Origin of the sequence: Halomonas sp. YLB-10, assembly GCF_003856855.1 — a bacterium.
In the GTDB taxonomy this organism is placed as follows: Bacteria; Pseudomonadota; Gammaproteobacteria; order Pseudomonadales; family Halomonadaceae; genus Halomonas; species Halomonas litopenaei.
Map to the genome: position 1 here is coordinate 755,794 of NZ_RRCU01000002.1, position 16,995 is coordinate 772,788.

Annotated in this window: 16 protein-coding genes; 10 read left to right on the plus strand and 6 right to left on the minus strand. The window is 65.5% G+C overall.

Features of this window, described 5'->3' with window-relative positions:
- Positions 1 to 25: 25 nt before the first annotated feature.
- Together EBB56_RS07175 and EBB56_RS07180 are read left to right on the plus strand one after the other, a co-directional pair.
- Positions 26 to 406, plus strand: coding sequence for a carboxymuconolactone decarboxylase family protein (locus EBB56_RS07175; protein ID WP_052704215.1), 381 nt, complete (start codon positions 26 to 28; stop codon positions 404 to 406).
- A 60-nt stretch (positions 407 to 466) separates the two neighbouring features.
- Complete coding sequence (locus tag EBB56_RS07180) at positions 467 to 856, plus strand: cupin domain-containing protein (protein WP_052704216.1); 390 nt, start codon at positions 467 to 469, stop codon at positions 854 to 856.
- A 414-nt stretch (positions 857 to 1,270) separates the two neighbouring features.
- Here EBB56_RS07180 and EBB56_RS07185 read toward each other — a convergent pair whose 3' ends face one another.
- Together EBB56_RS07185 and EBB56_RS07190 are read right to left on the minus strand one after the other, a co-directional pair.
- Positions 1,271 to 2,308 carry a nitronate monooxygenase family protein gene (locus EBB56_RS07185; protein WP_045991238.1) on the minus strand — a complete coding sequence of 346 codons (1,038 nt, stop codon included), beginning with the start codon at positions 2,306 to 2,308 and terminating at the stop codon, positions 1,271 to 1,273.
- Positions 2,305 to 2,865 (minus strand): TIGR02281 family clan AA aspartic protease, encoded by a 561-nt coding sequence (locus EBB56_RS07190; RefSeq protein WP_045991239.1) that lies wholly within the window; start codon positions 2,863 to 2,865, stop codon positions 2,305 to 2,307. Before EBB56_RS07190 ends, EBB56_RS07185 begins: the two co-directional genes overlap by 4 nt.
- 134 nt (positions 2,866 to 2,999) lie before the next feature.
- Between EBB56_RS07190 and EBB56_RS07195 the strand changes: the two genes are divergently transcribed.
- On the plus strand, positions 3,000 to 4,265 hold the full coding sequence (locus tag EBB56_RS07195) for a homoserine O-acetyltransferase (RefSeq protein WP_239452495.1): 1,266 nt from the start codon (positions 3,000 to 3,002) through the stop codon (positions 4,263 to 4,265).
- Between the two features lie 187 nt (positions 4,266 to 4,452).
- Positions 4,453 to 5,091, plus strand: a complete 639-nt coding sequence (locus tag EBB56_RS07200; protein ID WP_108449722.1) for a flavin reductase family protein — start codon at positions 4,453 to 4,455, stop codon at positions 5,089 to 5,091.
- An 89-nt stretch (positions 5,092 to 5,180) separates the two neighbouring features.
- Here EBB56_RS07200 and EBB56_RS07205 read toward each other — a convergent pair whose 3' ends face one another.
- Positions 5,181 to 5,939, minus strand: coding sequence for a sulfite exporter TauE/SafE family protein (locus tag EBB56_RS07205; RefSeq protein WP_124803550.1), 759 nt, complete (start codon positions 5,937 to 5,939; stop codon positions 5,181 to 5,183).
- A 65-nt stretch (positions 5,940 to 6,004) separates the two neighbouring features.
- Positions 6,005 to 7,354 carry an MFS transporter gene (locus EBB56_RS07210; RefSeq protein ID WP_260425301.1) on the minus strand — a complete coding sequence of 450 codons (1,350 nt, stop codon included), beginning with the start codon at positions 7,352 to 7,354 and terminating at the stop codon, positions 6,005 to 6,007.
- A gap of 164 nt (positions 7,355 to 7,518) precedes the next feature.
- On the opposite strand from EBB56_RS07210, the gene EBB56_RS07215 reads away from it, so the two are divergent.
- Complete coding sequence (locus EBB56_RS07215) at positions 7,519 to 8,343, plus strand: helix-turn-helix transcriptional regulator (protein WP_108132251.1); 825 nt, start codon at positions 7,519 to 7,521, stop codon at positions 8,341 to 8,343.
- Between the two features lie 9 nt (positions 8,344 to 8,352).
- On the opposite strand, the gene EBB56_RS07220 is transcribed toward EBB56_RS07215, so the two are convergent.
- Complete coding sequence (locus EBB56_RS07220; RefSeq protein WP_124803554.1) at positions 8,353 to 10,785, minus strand: autotransporter outer membrane beta-barrel domain-containing protein; 2,433 nt, start codon at positions 10,783 to 10,785, stop codon at positions 8,353 to 8,355.
- 274 nt (positions 10,786 to 11,059) lie between these two features.
- On the opposite strand from EBB56_RS07220, the gene EBB56_RS07225 reads away from it, so the two are divergent.
- From EBB56_RS07225 to EBB56_RS07245, 5 genes are all read left to right on the plus strand, one after another.
- Positions 11,060 to 12,523: an aminotransferase gene (locus EBB56_RS07225; RefSeq protein ID WP_124803556.1), complete on the plus strand. Its 1,464-nt coding sequence runs from the start codon at positions 11,060 to 11,062 to the stop codon at positions 12,521 to 12,523.
- A gap of 124 nt (positions 12,524 to 12,647) precedes the next feature.
- Positions 12,648 to 13,997 (plus strand): Na+/H+ antiporter NhaC family protein, encoded by a 1,350-nt coding sequence (locus EBB56_RS07230; protein WP_108132248.1) that lies wholly within the window; start codon positions 12,648 to 12,650, stop codon positions 13,995 to 13,997.
- Positions 13,998 to 14,005: 8 nt separating this feature from the next.
- On the plus strand, positions 14,006 to 15,178 hold the full coding sequence (aguA, locus tag EBB56_RS07235) for an agmatine deiminase (RefSeq protein ID WP_108132247.1): 1,173 nt from the start codon (positions 14,006 to 14,008) through the stop codon (positions 15,176 to 15,178).
- A 142-nt stretch (positions 15,179 to 15,320) separates the two neighbouring features.
- A complete protein-coding gene (locus tag EBB56_RS07240; protein ID WP_045991247.1) occupies positions 15,321 to 15,569 on the plus strand; it encodes a hypothetical protein in 249 nt (82 codons plus the stop codon).
- A 394-nt stretch (positions 15,570 to 15,963) separates the two neighbouring features.
- Positions 15,964 to 16,206 (plus strand): hypothetical protein, encoded by a 243-nt coding sequence (locus EBB56_RS07245; protein WP_045991248.1) that lies wholly within the window; start codon positions 15,964 to 15,966, stop codon positions 16,204 to 16,206.
- Between the two features lie 63 nt (positions 16,207 to 16,269).
- Here the strand turns inward: EBB56_RS07245 and EBB56_RS07250 are convergent, their stop codons facing one another.
- Positions 16,270 to 16,947 carry an extensin family protein gene (locus EBB56_RS07250; protein WP_124803558.1) on the minus strand — a complete coding sequence of 226 codons (678 nt, stop codon included), beginning with the start codon at positions 16,945 to 16,947 and terminating at the stop codon, positions 16,270 to 16,272.
- Positions 16,948 to 16,995: the final 48 nt, after the last annotated feature.

Consider the following 16,995-nt stretch of genomic DNA (forward strand, 5'->3'; position numbering starts at 1 on the left):
ACCGTCGCCATGAGGATGCTGGAAAATGAGTTCCACCGCCGTTTCACCCAACATGGAGAAGGGACTCGCCTTCTTCCGTAAGCACAATCCCGCCGCCGCACAAGCGTTGGAGGAAAAGCTCGGTGACTTCGCCCCCGACCTGATGCGCCTGGTCGCCGAATTCCCCTTTGGCGAAATGTACGGTCGTGATGGCCTGGACCCCAAGCTGCGCCAGAGCGCCACGCTCTCGGCACTGGCCTGTGGAGGCCACGAGAATCAGCTACGCATCCATATCGGCATCGCACGCTCACTGGGCTTCACCCGTGACGAGCTGGTCGAACTGTTCATGCAGCTGGCGCCCTATGCCGGCTTCCCGGTCACCATCAATGCGGTGCTGGCCGTCAAAGACATCTACCCCGATACCTGAAGATCACCACGGTGATACACGCCCCACCAACCCCAACGCTGCGCAAGAAGGAATTACGCCATGTTTGAACATCAGAAAAATCCGCCGATGGAACCCGTTGACGAGGTCGATACCACACTGGCCTACATCGACCTTGCGGACGTCAAGCTGCCGGCAGGCGCTGCACCGCTGGAGCAACGTCACCTGCGCTTCCGCCGCGTCGACGTGGCACCAGGTGGCATCGTGCCTTACCACTCCCACGAGAACCGCCCGGCTATCCTGTTCGTGTTCCAGGGCGAGATCGTCGAGTACAACTCCAAGCATGAGCAGCCGCGCGTTCACAAGGCGCCGTCGATCATCGCCGAGTTCAACGAGATCTGGCACTGGTGGAAGAACGAGACAGACGGTGACGTCATCATCTACGCCGCGGACCTGGCCGAGACCGAGAAGTGCGCCGAAGGCGAGTGCTGATCGACAGACCGAAAGCATGCTCGGCGATGTCGTTCGCCCCGCCACAAGGCGGTAATACATCGGTAAAGCAATAATCAACCGATATCAGCAGAAGCCGCGGCCACTCATCGCCGAGTGCCGCGGCTTTTTTATGCCAGAGCGAAGCTGGATGTTATGCCAGAGCGCCGAGGCCTTGCGTGCCAGAGCGAAGCCGCAGGCTATGCAAAAGCGCCGAGGCCTTGCGTGCCAGAGCGAAGCCGCAGGCTATGCAAACGCGCCGCGGCCTTGTGTGCCAGAGCGAAGCCGCAGGTTATGCAAACGCGCCGCGTGATTTCCGAAGCGTTAGCGCTGCCTCGCGACCCTGACCTGCCCCAGGAACCGCAATCTACGCTTGTCGCCAGGTTGGCGTTGCGAGCGCACAGGAAGACGTGCTCCTCATTGCTCCTCGAGTTCTCCCGCCAGCCACTGGAGTTGCTCGGCCACCGGTACCTCACGACAGTGGCGTCGATTCTGGCCCGCCCACAGCGGAGAAAAGTCACCGCTGCAACGGGACTCGTGGGCCGCGCGCAGCTCGCACAGGGCGCTGGCAGCCAGCGGAAAGTCGGGTACCTCATCCGACAGCGGCCCCAGCTCGCGCATGGCACGATTGACGATCCCGCGGGCGGGCCGACCGGAGAAGACATTGGTGATGTCGGTGGAGGCTTCATCATCCAGCAGCGCCCTGCGGTGGACGGCCCTCACCGATGCCTCGGGGCAGCACAGCAGTGCGGTACCGATCTGGACCGCCTGGGCGCCCAGATCCAGTGCCTGCCGGACCCCCTGGGGGTCGCCGATCCCTCCGGTCGCCACCACCGGCAACGAGATAGCCTCGACCACCCGGGGCAGCAATGACGCCAGCGGCAACTGAAGACTCAGGTCGTCACTCAAGAAATGTCCCCGGTGCCCCCCTGCTTCAAGGCCCTGGGCGATCACCACGTCGGCGCCATGGGCTTCCAGCCACCGGGCCTCATCCACCGTGGTGGCGGTAGACAGCACCAGCGCACCGCAGGCCTTCACCCGCTCGACCAGTTGTGCCTCAGGTAGACCGAAATGAAAGCTCACCACGGCGGGACGGTGGCGCTCGACGATGGCACAGGCATCGCTGTCGAACGGCCGTCTAGTAGGCGTGTCACTTGGAGGTGGCGGCGCGATTCCCAACTCTTCATGGTAAGGGGCCAGCAACGCTCGCCACTTCTCCAGTCGACTCGGTTGAGGCTCGGGCGACGCATGGCTGAAGAAGTTGACGTTGACCGGGCCTTGTCCTTCCACCGCTGCAAGGGCCTGATCCAGCGCCTCGAGGGCCAGCATGCCGGCAGGCAGGCCTCCCAGGCCTCCGGCTGCGGTGACCGCAAGCGCCAGTGTCTCGTCCTGGGCGCCGGCCATGGGAGCCTGGAGGATGGGCCACTTCAGCCGCAATCGAGAGAGCGCGGTCATTGTTGAATCTCCTTGTGTGGAGCGGCGTCGGCTCTCGGTGACGAGGAGCCGCGCGCCTGCAATTCCAGGATATCGCCACGGATGGCAATGTCGAAGCGTCCGAGAAAGCTCATGCCCAGCAGCGCCGTCTCACCTTCCATGCCCGGGCTGATGGAGCCATCGACCCGAGTCGCCGACAGGCCGCCCAGGGTAACGCTGTCCAGGCGTGTCAGGGTGCCTTGTGCACGACCATTGGCGGTATGAAACCAGGCGCTGCCGAGGTCCGGCAACGACAGTCTTGCGGCCAGATCTCCCGGCAGAGCGACACGGGTAGCGCCGGTGTCGACAAGGAAGGTCACCGGCGTGCCATTGATGCTGCCGGGCGCGACGAAGTGTCCGCCAGGCCCGCGCTTGAGCCTCAACGGCTCGCCCTCGGCCACCTGATTCAGGTTGGCATTGGGGTTCAGGCGCTGCTCCAGCCAGGACGTCGCCCACCAGCCACCGAGCCCCATGAACAGCACCCAGAACAACAGCATCATGGCGAGCCCGGGGCCACGTGTCCCCTGTCGCTGGGTCATCGGTTTCTCCTCACGGGCGGTTTCTTCCTCCTCGCGCCGGGACGACGAAGGCAGCATGGCGAAGGCGCCAGGTGAACGCTGTACTGGTGTCTGTACGCGGCATCGTCCGCGCCGACCACCACCAGGGAAGGTTCATGATGACAGTTTATTCCTCCGCTCTCCATGACCGGCGCCAGCCTGGCGCCGCCGTCGCCCTTGGCCTCCTCGTCGCCTCGGTCTGGCTTATCGCCTCGCCGGCACTGGCCAGCGCCGACAACGATGACGAGGCGGCCTCCACCGGCCTGGACTATGTCACCAAACAGGTCTTCGAGATGCCAAGCTACACCACCGTCGGCGGTGACACCATCGCCCCGGTCAGAGTCGGCTGGGAGGCCTATGGCGAGCTTAACGAGGCAGGCGATAACGCCATCCTGATCACCCACTTCTTCTCCGGCACCAGTCACGCCGCCGGCCGCTATGACGGTGAAGAGACCCCGGGCTACTGGGATGCCATCATCGGCCCCGGCAAGCCGCTCGACACCGACCGCTATTACGTCGTGTCGTCGGACACCCTGGTCAACCTCAACGCCGGCGACCCCAGAGTCACCACCACCGGCCCTGCCAGTCACAACCCCGACACCGGCGAGCCCTGGGGCACCGACTTCCCGTTGGTGACCATTCGCGACTTCGTCAATGTGCAGAAGGCCTTGCTGGATGATCTCGGTATCCAGCGCTTGCACGCGGTGATGGGTGCCTCCATGGGGGCGCTGCAGGCTTACGAGTGGGCCAGCGCCTATCCCGAGCGGGTCGAACGCCTGATTCCGGTGATCGGTGCGGGCGTGGCCGATCCCTGGCTGATCGCCAGCCTGGACGCCTGGGCCGCCCCCATCACGCTGGACCCCAACTGGCGCGGCGGTGACTACTACGCACAGACGCCACCGCTCGACGGTCTACGCGAGTCGTTGAAGCTGATCACCCTGCAGGCCAACCACTGGCGTTGGGCGGACGCCACCTTCGACCGCGACTGGGCCGACGCCAACACCTCACCGATGAGCTCACTGGAAGCCCAGTACGAGGTCGAGGCGACCCTGGACAGCGTCGCCGAACAGCGGGCTGCCACCGCCGACGCCAATCACCTGCTGTATCTGGTCAAGGCCAACCAGGCCTTCATGACCGGCCATGGCGACAGCCTGGAAGCGGGCCTGGCCGCCATCGAGGCCCCGACCCTGATGCTCTACAGCGAAGACGACCTGGTGTTCTCGCCCCAGAAGGTTCGCGAGACCGCCGCACTGATCGAGGCCGACGGCACTCCGGTGACCCTCGAGGCCCTGGAGGGTGACCGCGGCCACATCGACGGTGTGGTGAACATCCAGCAGGCCGAAAAACAGTTGCGTGACTTCCTCGAGGCACCGATTCCCTGAACGCTCGCCGTCGCCGACCAGGCACCGGGGCCTGATTGGCGGCCCCGGCGCCTTTCCAGCACCGGCGCGATGGCCTCGATCACGCATCTCCGCCAAGGCTGGACCTGTCGGGCTCGGCGTGCTGGGATAGCGCCTGGACCGCCCCACGCCAACTGGCACCATCACAACGGGTGCTGTTGCAACGACAATGAACACAAGGAGTTCGACAGTGAGCGACGACGCCACCCTCAAGGTCAGCGAGCTGGACGCCGGCCTGATCTATCGACTGTTCTCCGGAGCCATCGCTCCGCGTCCCATCGCCTGGGTGTCGACCCTGAGCGAGAGCGGTCACGCCAATCTGGCGCCCTTCTCGTTTTTCAATGTGGCCAGCGTCGATCCCCCCGTGCTGGCATTTTCTCCATTGCTCAACGGCGAAGGCGCCACCAAGGACACCATCGCCAACCTCAAGCAGGTCGGCGAGTGCATCGTGCATATCGGTGGTGAGGCGCTGGCCGAGGCGCTCAACGCCACCAGCGCAAGCCTGCCGCCCGAGGGAGACGAGTTCGACCATGCCGGGTTGACCAAGGCCAGCCTGGGAGACCTGCGGGTACCGCGTATTCAGGAGGCACCGGTAGCCTTCGGCTGTCGCCTTCACGATATCCTGCACTTCGGCGACCGTCCGCTGTCAGGCAACCTGGTACTGGCCGAGGTGACCGTCATCCACGCCGATCCCCGGGTGTGGAACGGTCGACACGTCAGCTGCGACGCCCTGGCCCCGATCGGGCGCATGGCCGGCAGCGACTACGCACGCTGCACCGACCTGTTCTCCCTGGAACGTCCGAAGTAACGAACCCTGGGGCGCCCCGGCAACCCCTGACGGCGCCTGCAACGGCCCAATGCAGCTCTCGATGAAGCTCGGGTCGCCCGGGTCGTTGCTCAAGCCGCAAGCAGCGAACGCGTCACCAGGTAGCCGCCCATGGCCAGCAGGCCAAGCAGAAACACCTGGCGAAAGCGCGCCTCGGATAGCCGGCGTCTGAGCCAGGCGCCCCACCACATGCCGAGACTCGCCGGCAGCAGCGCCAGGCTCGACGCCAGCAGCAGGTCGGTGGAGAGCAAGTCCCTCTCGCCGAGTGCCAGCGCCAGGCTCAGGGTCGACAGGCTGAACAACAGCCCCATGGCCTGAACCAGGGCGTCCCGTGACAGACCGATGGCCTGCAGAAAGGGCACCCCGGGGAAGACGCTGGAGCCCGTCAGCCCGGTCAGGACGCCATTCATCGCGCCGACGGCCCCGGCCTGGACCGGGCTTCCCGAGAAGCGCAGCCGTCGCACGCTCAGATTCATCAGTGCGTAGAGCATCAGCAACAGCCCCAGCAGCAACGATAGCCAGTGAGCCTCGACGCTGGCCAGCACCCATACCCCCGGCCAGACCGCCAGCACCGCCGCCAGCAGAAACAACCAGAGCCGACGGCATAGCGTCAGCAGATGCCCTCCCACCAGGGCCTGCCAGACGTTGGTGACCACCGTGGGCACCAGCATCAGCGCCATGGCCAGAGGCAGCCCCAGGGTCGCGGTCAACAGCGCCAGCAGTACCGTGGGCATGCCCATGCCGAGCACTCCCTTGACCAGTCCTGCCAGGACGAAGATGGCCGACAAAAGGATCAGAGTATCGGGTGCGAACAGCGCGTCCGGCAGCATTCAAACGTCCTCGGAGCGGGTCTCTCGGCCAAGGTCCTCGATAGCGTTCCCTCGGCCCAGGTGGTTCAGTGCGTATCGTCCAGCCTGGCTTCCCACTCCCCTGCCACCCGCTGGCCGCGGCGCTGATTGACGCCAGCGCAGATCACGATGGCGATGATGAAGAAGGCAGCGCACAACAGGATCGAAGCCTTGAGCCCCACCGCCGCCTGCAGCAGTCCCAGGCCGACGATACCGATGACCCCCGCCAGCTTGTTGGCCAACCCCCAGAACCCGAAGAACTCGGCCGCCTTCTGGCGGGGCGAGAACAGGCCTACCAGGACCCGGCTGGCCGACTGGCTGGAGCCGAGGCTGAGGCCCGCCAGGCAGCCGACCACCAGAAACAGTTGCTCGGCCTGCCAGTCGAGTCCCCAGGTAGCGTTTAGCCAGGCGGTGACCTCGGGGGTGGCCCAGATGGCCAGGATCGCCAGCACCCACAGCACCAGAGTCATCAGATAGGTCACCAGGGTACCGATGCGGTCCTGGATAAAGCCAAATCCGAGTGCCCCTGCCGCGGCGGTGATCTGGACGATGATGAACATCAGGTTGCGGGTGCTTTCCTGCCAGCCGATGACCTGGGCGCCATAGATGAAGGCGAAGGCGATGATGATGTAGACACCGGCCATGGAGAACAGCACCGAGGTCAGAAACAGACCCAGGTCACGGAACCGACGCAGCTCGTGCAGGGTGGTCGATACCCGCTGCCAGGCGATGCGGGCTAAGGGCTGGCGATGGGGCTGTGGTTCGGCGCGCTCCTTGAGCCAGACGAAGGTTGGTATCGCCGCCAACAGGAAGAATCCCGCGGCGAAGGGCCCGACCCAACGGATCCGCTCGAAGTTATCCGCGGTGGCCTCGCCCAGTATGGCCAGGGTGAAGCCCGCTGCCACCAGTCCGCCGACGTAGCCCAGCGCCCAGCCGAAACCGGAGATGGCGCCGAGCTTCTCTGGCGGCCCAAGCCCCGGAAGAAAGGCCGCGATAAAGGACTCACCCATGGAGTAGGCGTAGTTGGACAGGATGATCAACACAAAGCCCAGCGCCACGTAGCCCGGCTCGACGAAGTAGAGCATGGCGGTGGTGGCGATGGTGGCCAGATAGCTGGCAAACAGGAAGCGCTTCTTTTCGGCGCGGTAGTCCATCACCGCACCACACAGCGGACCGGTCACCACCACCAGCAGAAAGCTCAGCGCCAGCGCCAGGCTCCACAGCAGGTTGGCCAGGCGAAAGTCGTCGCCTCGGTCGCCGACGATCACCGTGGTGAAGAGTTCACCGAACACCACGGTGATGATCAGCAGGGTGTAGGCCTGATTGGCGAAGTCGAACATCGCCCAGCCGAAGATCTCGCGCCGGCTCGCCCTGTCGCCGCCCCTTGGAGTCGTCATGCTCACGCTCATGCTGCCGTCCCGTTGGCAAAGGAGTCCAAGATAGCAGCCCGACTCGCCCCAGCGCCACGTCACGCCGAGCCCGGCAGACCCTCGGGACGACCACTGACACCAATAACGAAGTGATACAGTGTGGGCTTCAGACTTTCGACCCAGCGAGCCTCATGACTCCCATCGACTACCTGGCATCCAGCGCGGCCCAGGCCTGGCACCAACGACTGGCTGGCCTGATTCAGGGTGCCGATCGCAGCGACCTTCCGCGACAGCTGGAGCAGGCACTCGCCGAGCTGGTGCCCATGGACACCCTGATCCTGCATGCCTACCAGGGCCGAGGCCGTCCGCGAGTGGTCCATGACAACTATCCCCCCGAACGCCGCCAGCGCGACATCGACCCTTATCTGAGTCGCGTCTACCTGCTCGACCCGATGTTCCAGGCCATCGAGTCTGGTCAGGATAACGGTACCCATCGACTGCGCGATCTGGCGCCGGACCGTTTCGAGAGCAGCGAGTACTACCACCACTACTATCGCGGCCTGGGACTCAAGGATGAGATCGGACTCTTCGCACGGGTCAGCGACGACACCGTGATGGTGCTGTCTCTCGGCTTCCGTACCCAGTCGCCACCGCTGACTCGGCGCACCGTACAGGCGCTACGCCACCTGACGCCCATCGTCGAAGCCCTGCTTCAGCGGTTCTGGAGCTGGCAACGCAGTGCCTTCGAACCGCAACACCAGGAGGTCGAGCCCGTCGACGCCGCCTTCTCGAGTTTTGGCCAGGGTGTGCTCACCCGCCGCGAGCAGGATATCGTGCGCCTGCTGCTCGCGGGCCACTCGGCCAAGTCGGCGGCGCGAGAGCTCGGCATCAGCGACGGCACCGTCAAGGTCCACCGCAAGCACGTCTATCAGCGCCTGCAGGTCACGAGTCAGGCCGAGCTGTTTCGCGCCTTTCTCGATCACGTAGCGCTGATCTCCCGCCAGCAGCGTGACTGACGCACCCGCTCAGAAGCGGTAGGAGAGATACAACCGCCCCTCCCAGATATCCAGGTCATCATGGCCGATGCTGAGATAGCCGGCGCTGGCCTCGAGCAGGGTGGCCTCGCCGACAAACCAGCGAGCGCCAGTGCGCAGGGTACCCGTCAGGTCAGAAGGGTCCTCCCACTCCAGATCCTCGTTGAGGTAGCGCCCGTCGTTGGGCTGCTCGAAGGCCCAGTCCACCCCCAGTTCGGCGTAGGGCATGATCAGACCCGCGTGGTCAGTGTGGTAGATACGGCTAAGCTCACCACTGACCGACGCTACGCCGGTGCTGTAGGAGTCGCCGGGCACTTCCACCTCCACCGGTATCCCCAGGATCTTGCCGTCCAGGTCATAGTCGTCGCTGCGCTCACGGGAGTAGAACAGCGAGACGGTGGGACGCAACAGGGCCTCCCCCCAGCGGTACTGACCGTGGGCATTGAGCGCGCCGCCGAAGCTACGGGTGTCGAAGCTGCCATCCAGGGTCGCCAGTTCGGTGTCATTGTCACCCCAGCGCCAGATCAGCGATGCGTCCAACGCCCAGCGCTCGGACAGTCGATAGGCGACATAGGGCGAGATGCTGAAGCCATCGCTGTCGCTGTCCCAGGCGCCGCCAAAGTTGTCAGAGCGGCTCGAGTCGACGCTAAAACTGACACCCGCCACCGCCTGCTCCGACACCCAGCGGTCGACCCCCACCGCCACTACCTGGGCCTCGCCATCCAGATCCTGGCCATCACGGTCATCGGAGATATCGGTATAACGAGCATCCACCCAGGTGTTCCAGGGAGAGACCGGCTCTCCCTGACGCCCTGCGGTGATCGGCACCTGTTCCATCAAGGTGGCCTCCAGCGCGTTCCGGGTTCTTGCCTGGGCGTGCTGGCGCAGCAGGTTCTCGGGGCAGGTCACCACCGGCAGGGTGCCATCGGCCAGCGGCGCGCCCCCGAGTCTGGGGTCGTGACGAGGGTCGATGCAGCGGTTAGCCGGCAGCGGCACCCGCCCGGCATACCACTCGGCCGCATCGACACGGCCAACGATCTGGCCCTGGGGTATCGATGGCACAGAGGGTGTCAGACCCGACGGCGGACGCTGTTCAGGCGGTACGACGCCGATGGGAGGTGTCACCCCGGAAGGTGGCCTGACATCCGGAGGCACGACACCGATGGGGGGCGCTACCTCGCCCGGCCGCGCAACGTTCGGAGGAAGGCTCCATTGCCCCAGGGTGGGCCGCCCCGGCGTCACCCCCACCGGCGGACGTTCGGGGGCGGGCACCGTACCTATCGGCGGCGTTACCCCGGTCGGCGGCCGGAAGCCCGGAGGCACCGTGCCTACCGGCGGCGTTACCCCGGTCGGCGGCCGCTCGATTGGTGGGAAAGCCGGTGGCACCGTGCCTACCGGCGGCGTTACCCCGGTCGGTGGCCGGAAGCCCGGAGGCACCGTACCTACCGGCGGCGTTACCCCGGTCGGTGGCCGGAAGCCCGGAGGCACCGTACCTACCGGCGGCGTTACCCCGGTGGGTGGTCTGAAGTCCGGTGGCACCGTACCTACCGGCGGCGTTACCCCGGTCGGTGGCCTGAAGTCCGGTGGCACCGTGCCTATCGGCGGCGTTACCCCGGTCGGCGGTCTGAAGTCCGGTGGCACCGTGCCTATCGGTGGCGTCACTCCGGTCGGCGGTCGGAAGTCTGGAGGCACCGTGCCTACCGGCGGCGTTACCCCGGTCGGTGGCCGGAAGCCTGGCGGCACCGTCCCTATCGGCGGCGTCACCCCGGTGGGTGGCCGGAAGTTCGGTGGCACCGTGCCTACCGGCGGCGTTACCCCGGTGGGTGGTCTGAAGTCCGGTGGCACCGTACCTATCGGCGGCGTCACCCCGGTGGGTGGCCGGAAGCCTGGCGGCACCGTCCCTATCGGCGGCGTCACCCCGCCAGGGCGGGAAAAATCCGGAAAGATCTTGCCGATGGGAGGGGTAATGCCCGGACGCTCCGGCATCGGGATCTGCCCGGCCGGCGGCAATGTGAAGCCACCCTTCTGGTTCTGGGTATCCAGCAGACAATCCTTGTTGCCCCCCAGATCCAGAAGCTTGTGCACACCACCGTTGCCGTTGGATACCACTGGCGACAGGGTCAGGTGCAGACCGCCGGCATTGCGCGTCCACTCATCGACGCTCTGCTTTCCCTGCGCCGCCTCCAACCCGAAGTCACCCGGCGAGGTCCCCGACAACCACACCGAGCGCGAACCATCGTTGGTGACACCGACAAAAGCCAGCCCTCCCGAGGCACCACAGTTGGCGGCGATAGCGGGTAACGGGGCCGACATCAGAAAGGCGACAAGGGTGCCCAGGGCACGACGAGTAAAGGGTGGTGCTGGCAACATGGCAAAGTATCCGGACTGACCATTCAGCATCCGCCGCGCCAGAATCTGGGCCACCTCTTCCGGCACCTGCGGATCATTACGGCACAGCCTACACCAACGTCGGAGGATCGCTACGTCTGCCTCAAGTCTCGGTAGTGCCGTTTCGCGCACCCCTCTCTCAATCATGAGGTAGATCAAGGTCATGGCAACCTGAGTCGATCATAGGCTACCCCATCGGTGATACCGGCACTGCCGCCGCCTGGCGGCCCGAGGAGACCTACCCTCATAAGGATATGTCATCGACAGGGGCAGTCTGGCGAGACTGGAGACCTTCCCAAGGAGGTTTCCAATGACAACACCCGACACTCGCCTCTCGTCCCGCCCCTCGACTCCCGTCGCCGACACGGCTCCGGTTCCGGCCCCAGTCCCAACAACAGTGGATGCCGAGACCCTGTGGCGCCAGGATCGGGACCACTTCGTCCATCCCTTCACCGACTTCAGCGTCTTCCACGACAAGGGCTGCGAGCTGATCACCGATGCCGAGGGCATCCACGTCCAGGACATTCACGGCAACCGCTTTATCGACGGCATCGCCGGGCTGTGGTGCGTCAACGTTGGCCACGGGCGCGCCGAGATCGGCCAGGCCATGGCCGAACAGGCCACCCGCATGGCCTACTTCTCGACCTTCAACAATCTGTCCAACGCGCCGGCCACGCAGCTGGCCGCCAAGCTCGCCGAACTGGCCCCGGCCCACCTCAACCATGTCTTCTACAGCTGCGGAGGCTCCACCGCCAACGACGCCACCATCCGCCTGGTGCACTACTACTTCAACCGCCTGGGCAAGCCGAACAAGAAGCGTATCCTGTCGCGCCGCAACGCCTACCACGGCACCACCTACCTGGCCGCGAGCCTGACCGGTATCGAGAGCAACAACTGGGAATTCGACACCCTCGATGGTCTGGTCACCCATCTGAGCGAGGCCAACCTCTATCGTCGCCCCGATGGCATGGATGAAGCACAGTACTGTGATCATCTGGTCGCGGAACTCGAGGCCACCATCGCCGAGATCGGCGCCGACAATATCGCCGCCTTCATCGCCGAGCCGATCATGGGGGCCGGCGGCGTACTGGTGGCCCCCCGGGGCTATCACGCCCGCATGCAGGAGGTGCTGCGCGCTCACGACATCCTGTATATCGCCGATGAGGTGGTCACCGGCTTCGGTCGCCTCGGCCACATCTTCGCCTCGGAAGCGGTATTCGACACCCAGCCCGACGTCATCAACCTGGCCAAGGGCCTGTCCTCGGGCTATGCCCCGCTCGGCGCGACCCTGATCTCCGACCGCCTCTACGAGGTGCTGGGCACGCCCCAGGGCAAGGGCGGAGTACTCAGCACCGGCTTCACCTACTCCGGACATCCGGTCAGTTGCGCCGCGGCGCTCAAGAATATCGAGATCCTCGAGCGAGAAGAGCTTTGCGCCAACGTCCGCGAGGTCGGCCCCTATCTGGAGCAGGCACTGGCGACACTGTCACGACATCCCACCGTCGGCGACGTGCGCGGCAGCCACTTCATGATGTGCATCGAGAACGTGGCCGACAAGGACACCAAGGCGCTGTTCCCGGTGGACGCGCGTGTCGGCGATCGGGTGGCCTTCGAGGCCCAGCAGCGCGGACTGATCATTCGTCCGGTGGGGCATCTCAACGTGATCTCGCCGCCCCTGATCTGGACCCGCGACACCGTCGACGAGGCCGTCGCCATCCTCGACGAGGCGCTTGCCGCCACCGCCGAGTCCCTGCGTCGCGACGGCTATCTCTAGCCACGAACCCTCCTGCAACACGAGTCCGCACGCTTTTTTGCCGCGCGGCCAGCGCAGGGCTCGCCCCTGCGCGATAGCTTCCGTCCAATAACAACCGTCGCCACAGGCGATACAAGGAGCTTGCATGGAAACCTACGGCGTCTGGAGCCTGGTTCCCACCCTGGTGGTGCTGGTCACCGCCATCATCACTCGTCGCACCATCGAATCACTGCTTGCCGGCTGCCTGGTCGGGCTCTTGATGATCGCCCCCAGCGAGGTCGTCACCCGCGGGTCGGACATCCTGCTCACGGTCCTCGGCAATGACACCGTCACCTGGATCATCCTGGTCTGCGGCCTGTTCGGCAGCCTGATCGCCCTGCTGGTCAAGACCGGCGGCGTGCTGAGCTTCGGTGACGCCATGACCAAACGACTGCACAGTCGTCGCCAGAGCCTGCTGACCACCTGGGTGCTGGGGTTGGTGATCTTCGTCGACGACTACCTCAACGCCCTGACCATCAGCGCCTCGATGAAGAAGATCACCGATCGCTTCGGCGTCTCCCGCGAAAAGCTGGCCTATCTGGTGGATTCCACCGCCGCCCCGGTGTGCATCCTGGTGCCCTTCTCGACCTGGGCGGTGTTCTTCGCCGGCCTGCTCGAGGACAACAACGTCGCCGACAACGGCATGTCGCTGTACATCTCGGCGATCCCGTACATGGCCTACGCCTGGGTGGCGGCGGCCCTGGTGCCCCTGGTCGCGCTGGGCTGGCTGCCTGACATCGGCCCGATGAAGACCGCCGAGGCCCGTGCCAAGGCCGGCCAGCCGGTGCCCGATGGCGGCGAGGAGCACGCGCTGCAGATCGACACCAACTACGATGGCCAGAGCCCGCATCTGCTCAACTTCCTGCTGCCCATCGCCAGCCTGATCGTCGCCACCTGGTACTTCGATATCGACATCCTGCGCGGGGTCATCGTTGCCCTGGCCGTCACCCTGGTGCTGATCGCCGTCCAGCGTCTGCTGAGCTTCAACGACACCTTCGATACCGCCCTGGAAGGCTTCAAGGCGATGATCATGCCGCTGGGTACCCTGGTCGCCGGCTTCTCGCTCAAGGAGGTCAACGACGTCCTGGGCCTCACCGAGGTGGTGATCCAGGCGGTACAGCCGCTGATGACCGCCGGCCTGCTGCCCGCCGTAGTATTCGTCACCATGGCCTTCCTGGCCTTTGCCACCGGCTCCTTCTGGGGGCTGTTCGCGGTGGCCATGCCGATCGTGCTGCCGTTGGCGATCAGCATGGACGCCAATATGCCGCTGGTGGTCGGCGCCTTGATCTCGGCCAGCGCCTTCGGTAGCCACGCCTGCTTCTACGGGGACTCCACGGTGCTGTCGGCCCAGGGTAGCGGCTGCAGCCCCATGGCCCACGCCCTGACTCAGATCCCCTACGTGTTGATCGCCGCGGCCCTGGCCACCGGCGTGTTCCTGCTGATCGGATTCTTGTGAGAGCCTCCATGAACCAGACACACCATTCGTCTTCACCGACCCCGGCCCCTATCGCGTCCCCTATCGCGTCGCGTTCCGCCGGCAGCGACGCGCACAGTCCCGCCCGACTTGGCTGGTCCATGCCGGCGGAATTCGCCCCTCACGACGCCTGCTGGATGCTGTGGCCCCAGCGCCCGGATACCTGGCGCCTGGGAGCCAAGCCCGCCCAACAGGCCTTCGTCGCGGTGGCCAGCGCCATCGCCGAGAGCGAGACCGTCTACGTGGGCGTCAACGACGATCAGTACGAAAACGCCCGTTATCAGCTTCCGGAATCGATTCGTGTGGTCGAACTATCCAGCAACGACGCCTGGATGCGTGACGTGGGCCCGACCTTTCTGACCCACCCCGAACATGGCCTGGCGGTGGTGGACTGGGAATTCAACGCCTGGGGCGGACTCAAGGGCGGACTCTACTTTCCCTGGGACAAGGACCGCCGGATTCGCCCCAAGATCGCCGAAATGCTGGGCATCCCCCGCTTCGATGCCGGTATCGTGCTGGAAGGCGGCGCCATTCACGTCGACGGCGAGGGCACCCTGATCACCACCGAGGAGTGCCTGCTCAACCCCAACCGCAACCCGGGTCTGGATCGCGCCGCCATGGAGGCGCGCCTGAGTGAGCAGCTGGGCATCAGCAAGGTCATCTGGCTTCCCCGGGGCTGCTACCTCGATGAAACCGACGGCCACGTCGACAATCTCTGCTGCTTTGTGGGCCCCGCCGAAGTTGCCTTGACCTGGTGCGACGACGCCGCGGACCCGGAGTACCAGATCTGCCGCGACGCCCTGGCGGTGCTGGAAGCCAGTACCGATGCCTGCGGTCGACCGTTCACCGTGCACCGTCTGCCCCAGCCCGGCCCGCTGTTTATCGGCGAAGACGAGGCCAGCGGCATCGACCGGCTCTCAAGCTCGCACCCACGTCAGCCCGGGGACCGCATGGCGGCCTCCTACGTCAACTTTTACATCGGCAATCGAGTGGTGGTCATGCCCCTGCTGGATGAACGCCGCGACAATGAGGCTCGCGACATTCTGGCGAGGCTTTTTCCCGAGCGTCGGGTGATCGGCGTGCCCGCCCGAGAGATCCTGCTCGGCGGCGGCAACGTCCACTGCATCACCCAACAACAGCCGAGGGATCCAAGACGTACCTGACAGGCGGGAGTCGTCGCCGGTGACGACACGGCACCAGAAAATGTCTGCTGGAAGCGACACCGCATCGGGGAATCAAGGGGTTGTGCTCGGCTCTCTTGGCCAATAGGCTCGATATGGCACATAACAGCATAGGAGAAACATCATGAGGAAGGGTTCCATCAAGACACTCTCCAGCCTGCTGCTGGCCACTTTCATGACCTTGGGCCTCGCCGCCTGCGGCACCGGCACCGGTGAACGCGCCGCCAGTGGGGCTGGCGTGGGTGCCGCCGTAGGTGCCGGCGCCGCCGCCGCCACCGGTGGTGACGTCGCCGAAGGCGCCGTGATCGGCGGTGGCGTAGGCGCGGCCACCGGCGCCGCCACCGATGAGGACGACGTCGACCTGGACAACTAAGGTCCTGGGCCTGGGGCGAGGCGAGGGTGTCTCGTTCCAGACCTGCTCGACGCACAAGAACACCGCCGGCTTGCCGGCGGTGTTCTTGTATCTGGCCGGTCGTGTATCTCGCCCGGGTCTGTCCGGCCGGGTATCTCGCCTGGGTCTGGCCGGTCGTGTATCTCGCCCGGGTCTGTCCGGCCGGGTATCTCGCCTGGGTCTGGCCGGTCGGGTATCTCGCCTGGGTCTGGCCGGCCGTGTGTCTGAGCTGTCGTGTGTCTGACCTGGTTCGACCAAGCGAGCACGGCTCCCACAATTGGCGCCAATTGGCGACAATTGCTGCATATTTGCTTCACTTGCTCCTTTCTGTGCCGTTGTTACTGTTAGGGTCATCCCCCAGCATGAGGACGACGACATGAAACTTCTGAAGATGACCGGGCTGAGCGCTACTGCCCTGACCATGGCCCTGGCACTGTCGGCCTGCGGTACCGGTACCGGAGAACGGGCGCTGAGTGGCGCGGGGGTCGGTGCAGCGGTAGGTGCCGGCGCGGCGGCGATCACCGGCGGCGACGTGGGCAAGGGCGCGGTCATCGGCGGCGGCGTGGGTGCGGCGACCGGTGCTGCCACCGATTCCCGGGACATCGACCTCAGTCGCTAGGGCCAGGCCCGAGGCGTCCAGGCAGCTTTCGACCCCGCCCCGATCCGAGCCAGGATGCCGCCCTCAGCGGCAGACCCGACCGCCCACGCCGAGATGAAAGTGATCGGCGTGGGCGGCATTGTAGTCAGGCCCCAGCACGGTGCCGAAGACCTTGCAGGCGCGCTGCCCCACTTCCTTCAGGAAACGTCCTTCGGCTCCCTTGCCCCAGTGGCCCGACAAGCTGATGCGACGACCGTCCTCGAGTTCGAAGGCGGCCACATCCAGGGCCTCGGCACTGGCATGCTGGCTGCGACGTCCCTCGGCCCGACCATAGATGTTGCGGCAGGCGAAGCTGCCGAAGTGTTCGATCTGGGCCACGTCCACGCCAAGGTGGGCGCGCGCAGCGGCGCTGAGCTCATGACGCTCGAACACCGCCCAGGCCACCGCCAGCGGGCAGCGTGTCATCACGCTCGGCTGCATGCGCGACTGGCCACCGGCGTAGCGCACCAGATTGGAAAGCTCGCACTGGCCCCGGGTGACGTCATCCAGTGGGGTATATCGCTGGGGCGGGTCCGCCGCCAGCACCGCACGGCAGGCCTCGGGGTCATCCGCCAGCCGCGCCAGCTTCCAGCCGAGGAAAGGACCAGGCGGCGTCTCGATCGATATCGGTGTCCAGGGCAACCAGCGATCCGGTATTGCGATCATCCCCTTGTCCAGGGCAACGCCCAACACCAGCAACATGATCAACAGCCACTGCCCCATATGGTTCCTTCCTGTGCCCGACCCTTCCTGCGCCCGACCCTTGGCCAC

Coding starts and splice junctions, on each gene's coding strand:
- EBB56_RS07175 (WP_052704215.1), top strand. CDS start 26: ATGAGTTCCACCGCCGTTTCACCCAACATGGAGAAGGGACTCGCCTTC.
- EBB56_RS07180 (WP_052704216.1), top strand. CDS start 467: ATGTTTGAACATCAGAAAAATCCGCCGATGGAACCCGTTGACGAGGTC.
- EBB56_RS07185 (WP_045991238.1), bottom strand. CDS start 2,308: ATGACCGCGCTCTCTCGATTGCGGCTGAAGTGGCCCATCCTCCAGGCT.
- EBB56_RS07190 (WP_045991239.1), bottom strand. CDS start 2,865: ATGACCCAGCGACAGGGGACACGTGGCCCCGGGCTCGCCATGATGCTG.
- EBB56_RS07195 (WP_239452495.1), top strand. CDS start 3,000: ATGATGACAGTTTATTCCTCCGCTCTCCATGACCGGCGCCAGCCTGGC.
- EBB56_RS07200 (WP_108449722.1), top strand. CDS start 4,453: ATGAACACAAGGAGTTCGACAGTGAGCGACGACGCCACCCTCAAGGTC.
- EBB56_RS07205 (WP_124803550.1), bottom strand. CDS start 5,939: ATGCTGCCGGACGCGCTGTTCGCACCCGATACTCTGATCCTTTTGTCG.
- EBB56_RS07210 (WP_260425301.1), bottom strand. CDS start 7,354: ATGACGACTCCAAGGGGCGGCGACAGGGCGAGCCGGCGCGAGATCTTC.
- EBB56_RS07215 (WP_108132251.1), top strand. CDS start 7,519: ATGACTCCCATCGACTACCTGGCATCCAGCGCGGCCCAGGCCTGGCAC.
- EBB56_RS07225 (WP_124803556.1), top strand. CDS start 11,060: ATGACAACACCCGACACTCGCCTCTCGTCCCGCCCCTCGACTCCCGTC.
- EBB56_RS07230 (WP_108132248.1), top strand. CDS start 12,648: ATGGAAACCTACGGCGTCTGGAGCCTGGTTCCCACCCTGGTGGTGCTG.
- aguA (WP_108132247.1), top strand. CDS start 14,006: ATGAACCAGACACACCATTCGTCTTCACCGACCCCGGCCCCTATCGCG.
- EBB56_RS07240 (WP_045991247.1), top strand. CDS start 15,321: ATGAGGAAGGGTTCCATCAAGACACTCTCCAGCCTGCTGCTGGCCACT.
- EBB56_RS07245 (WP_045991248.1), top strand. CDS start 15,964: ATGAAACTTCTGAAGATGACCGGGCTGAGCGCTACTGCCCTGACCATG.
- EBB56_RS07250 (WP_124803558.1), bottom strand. CDS start 16,947: ATGGGGCAGTGGCTGTTGATCATGTTGCTGGTGTTGGGCGTTGCCCTG.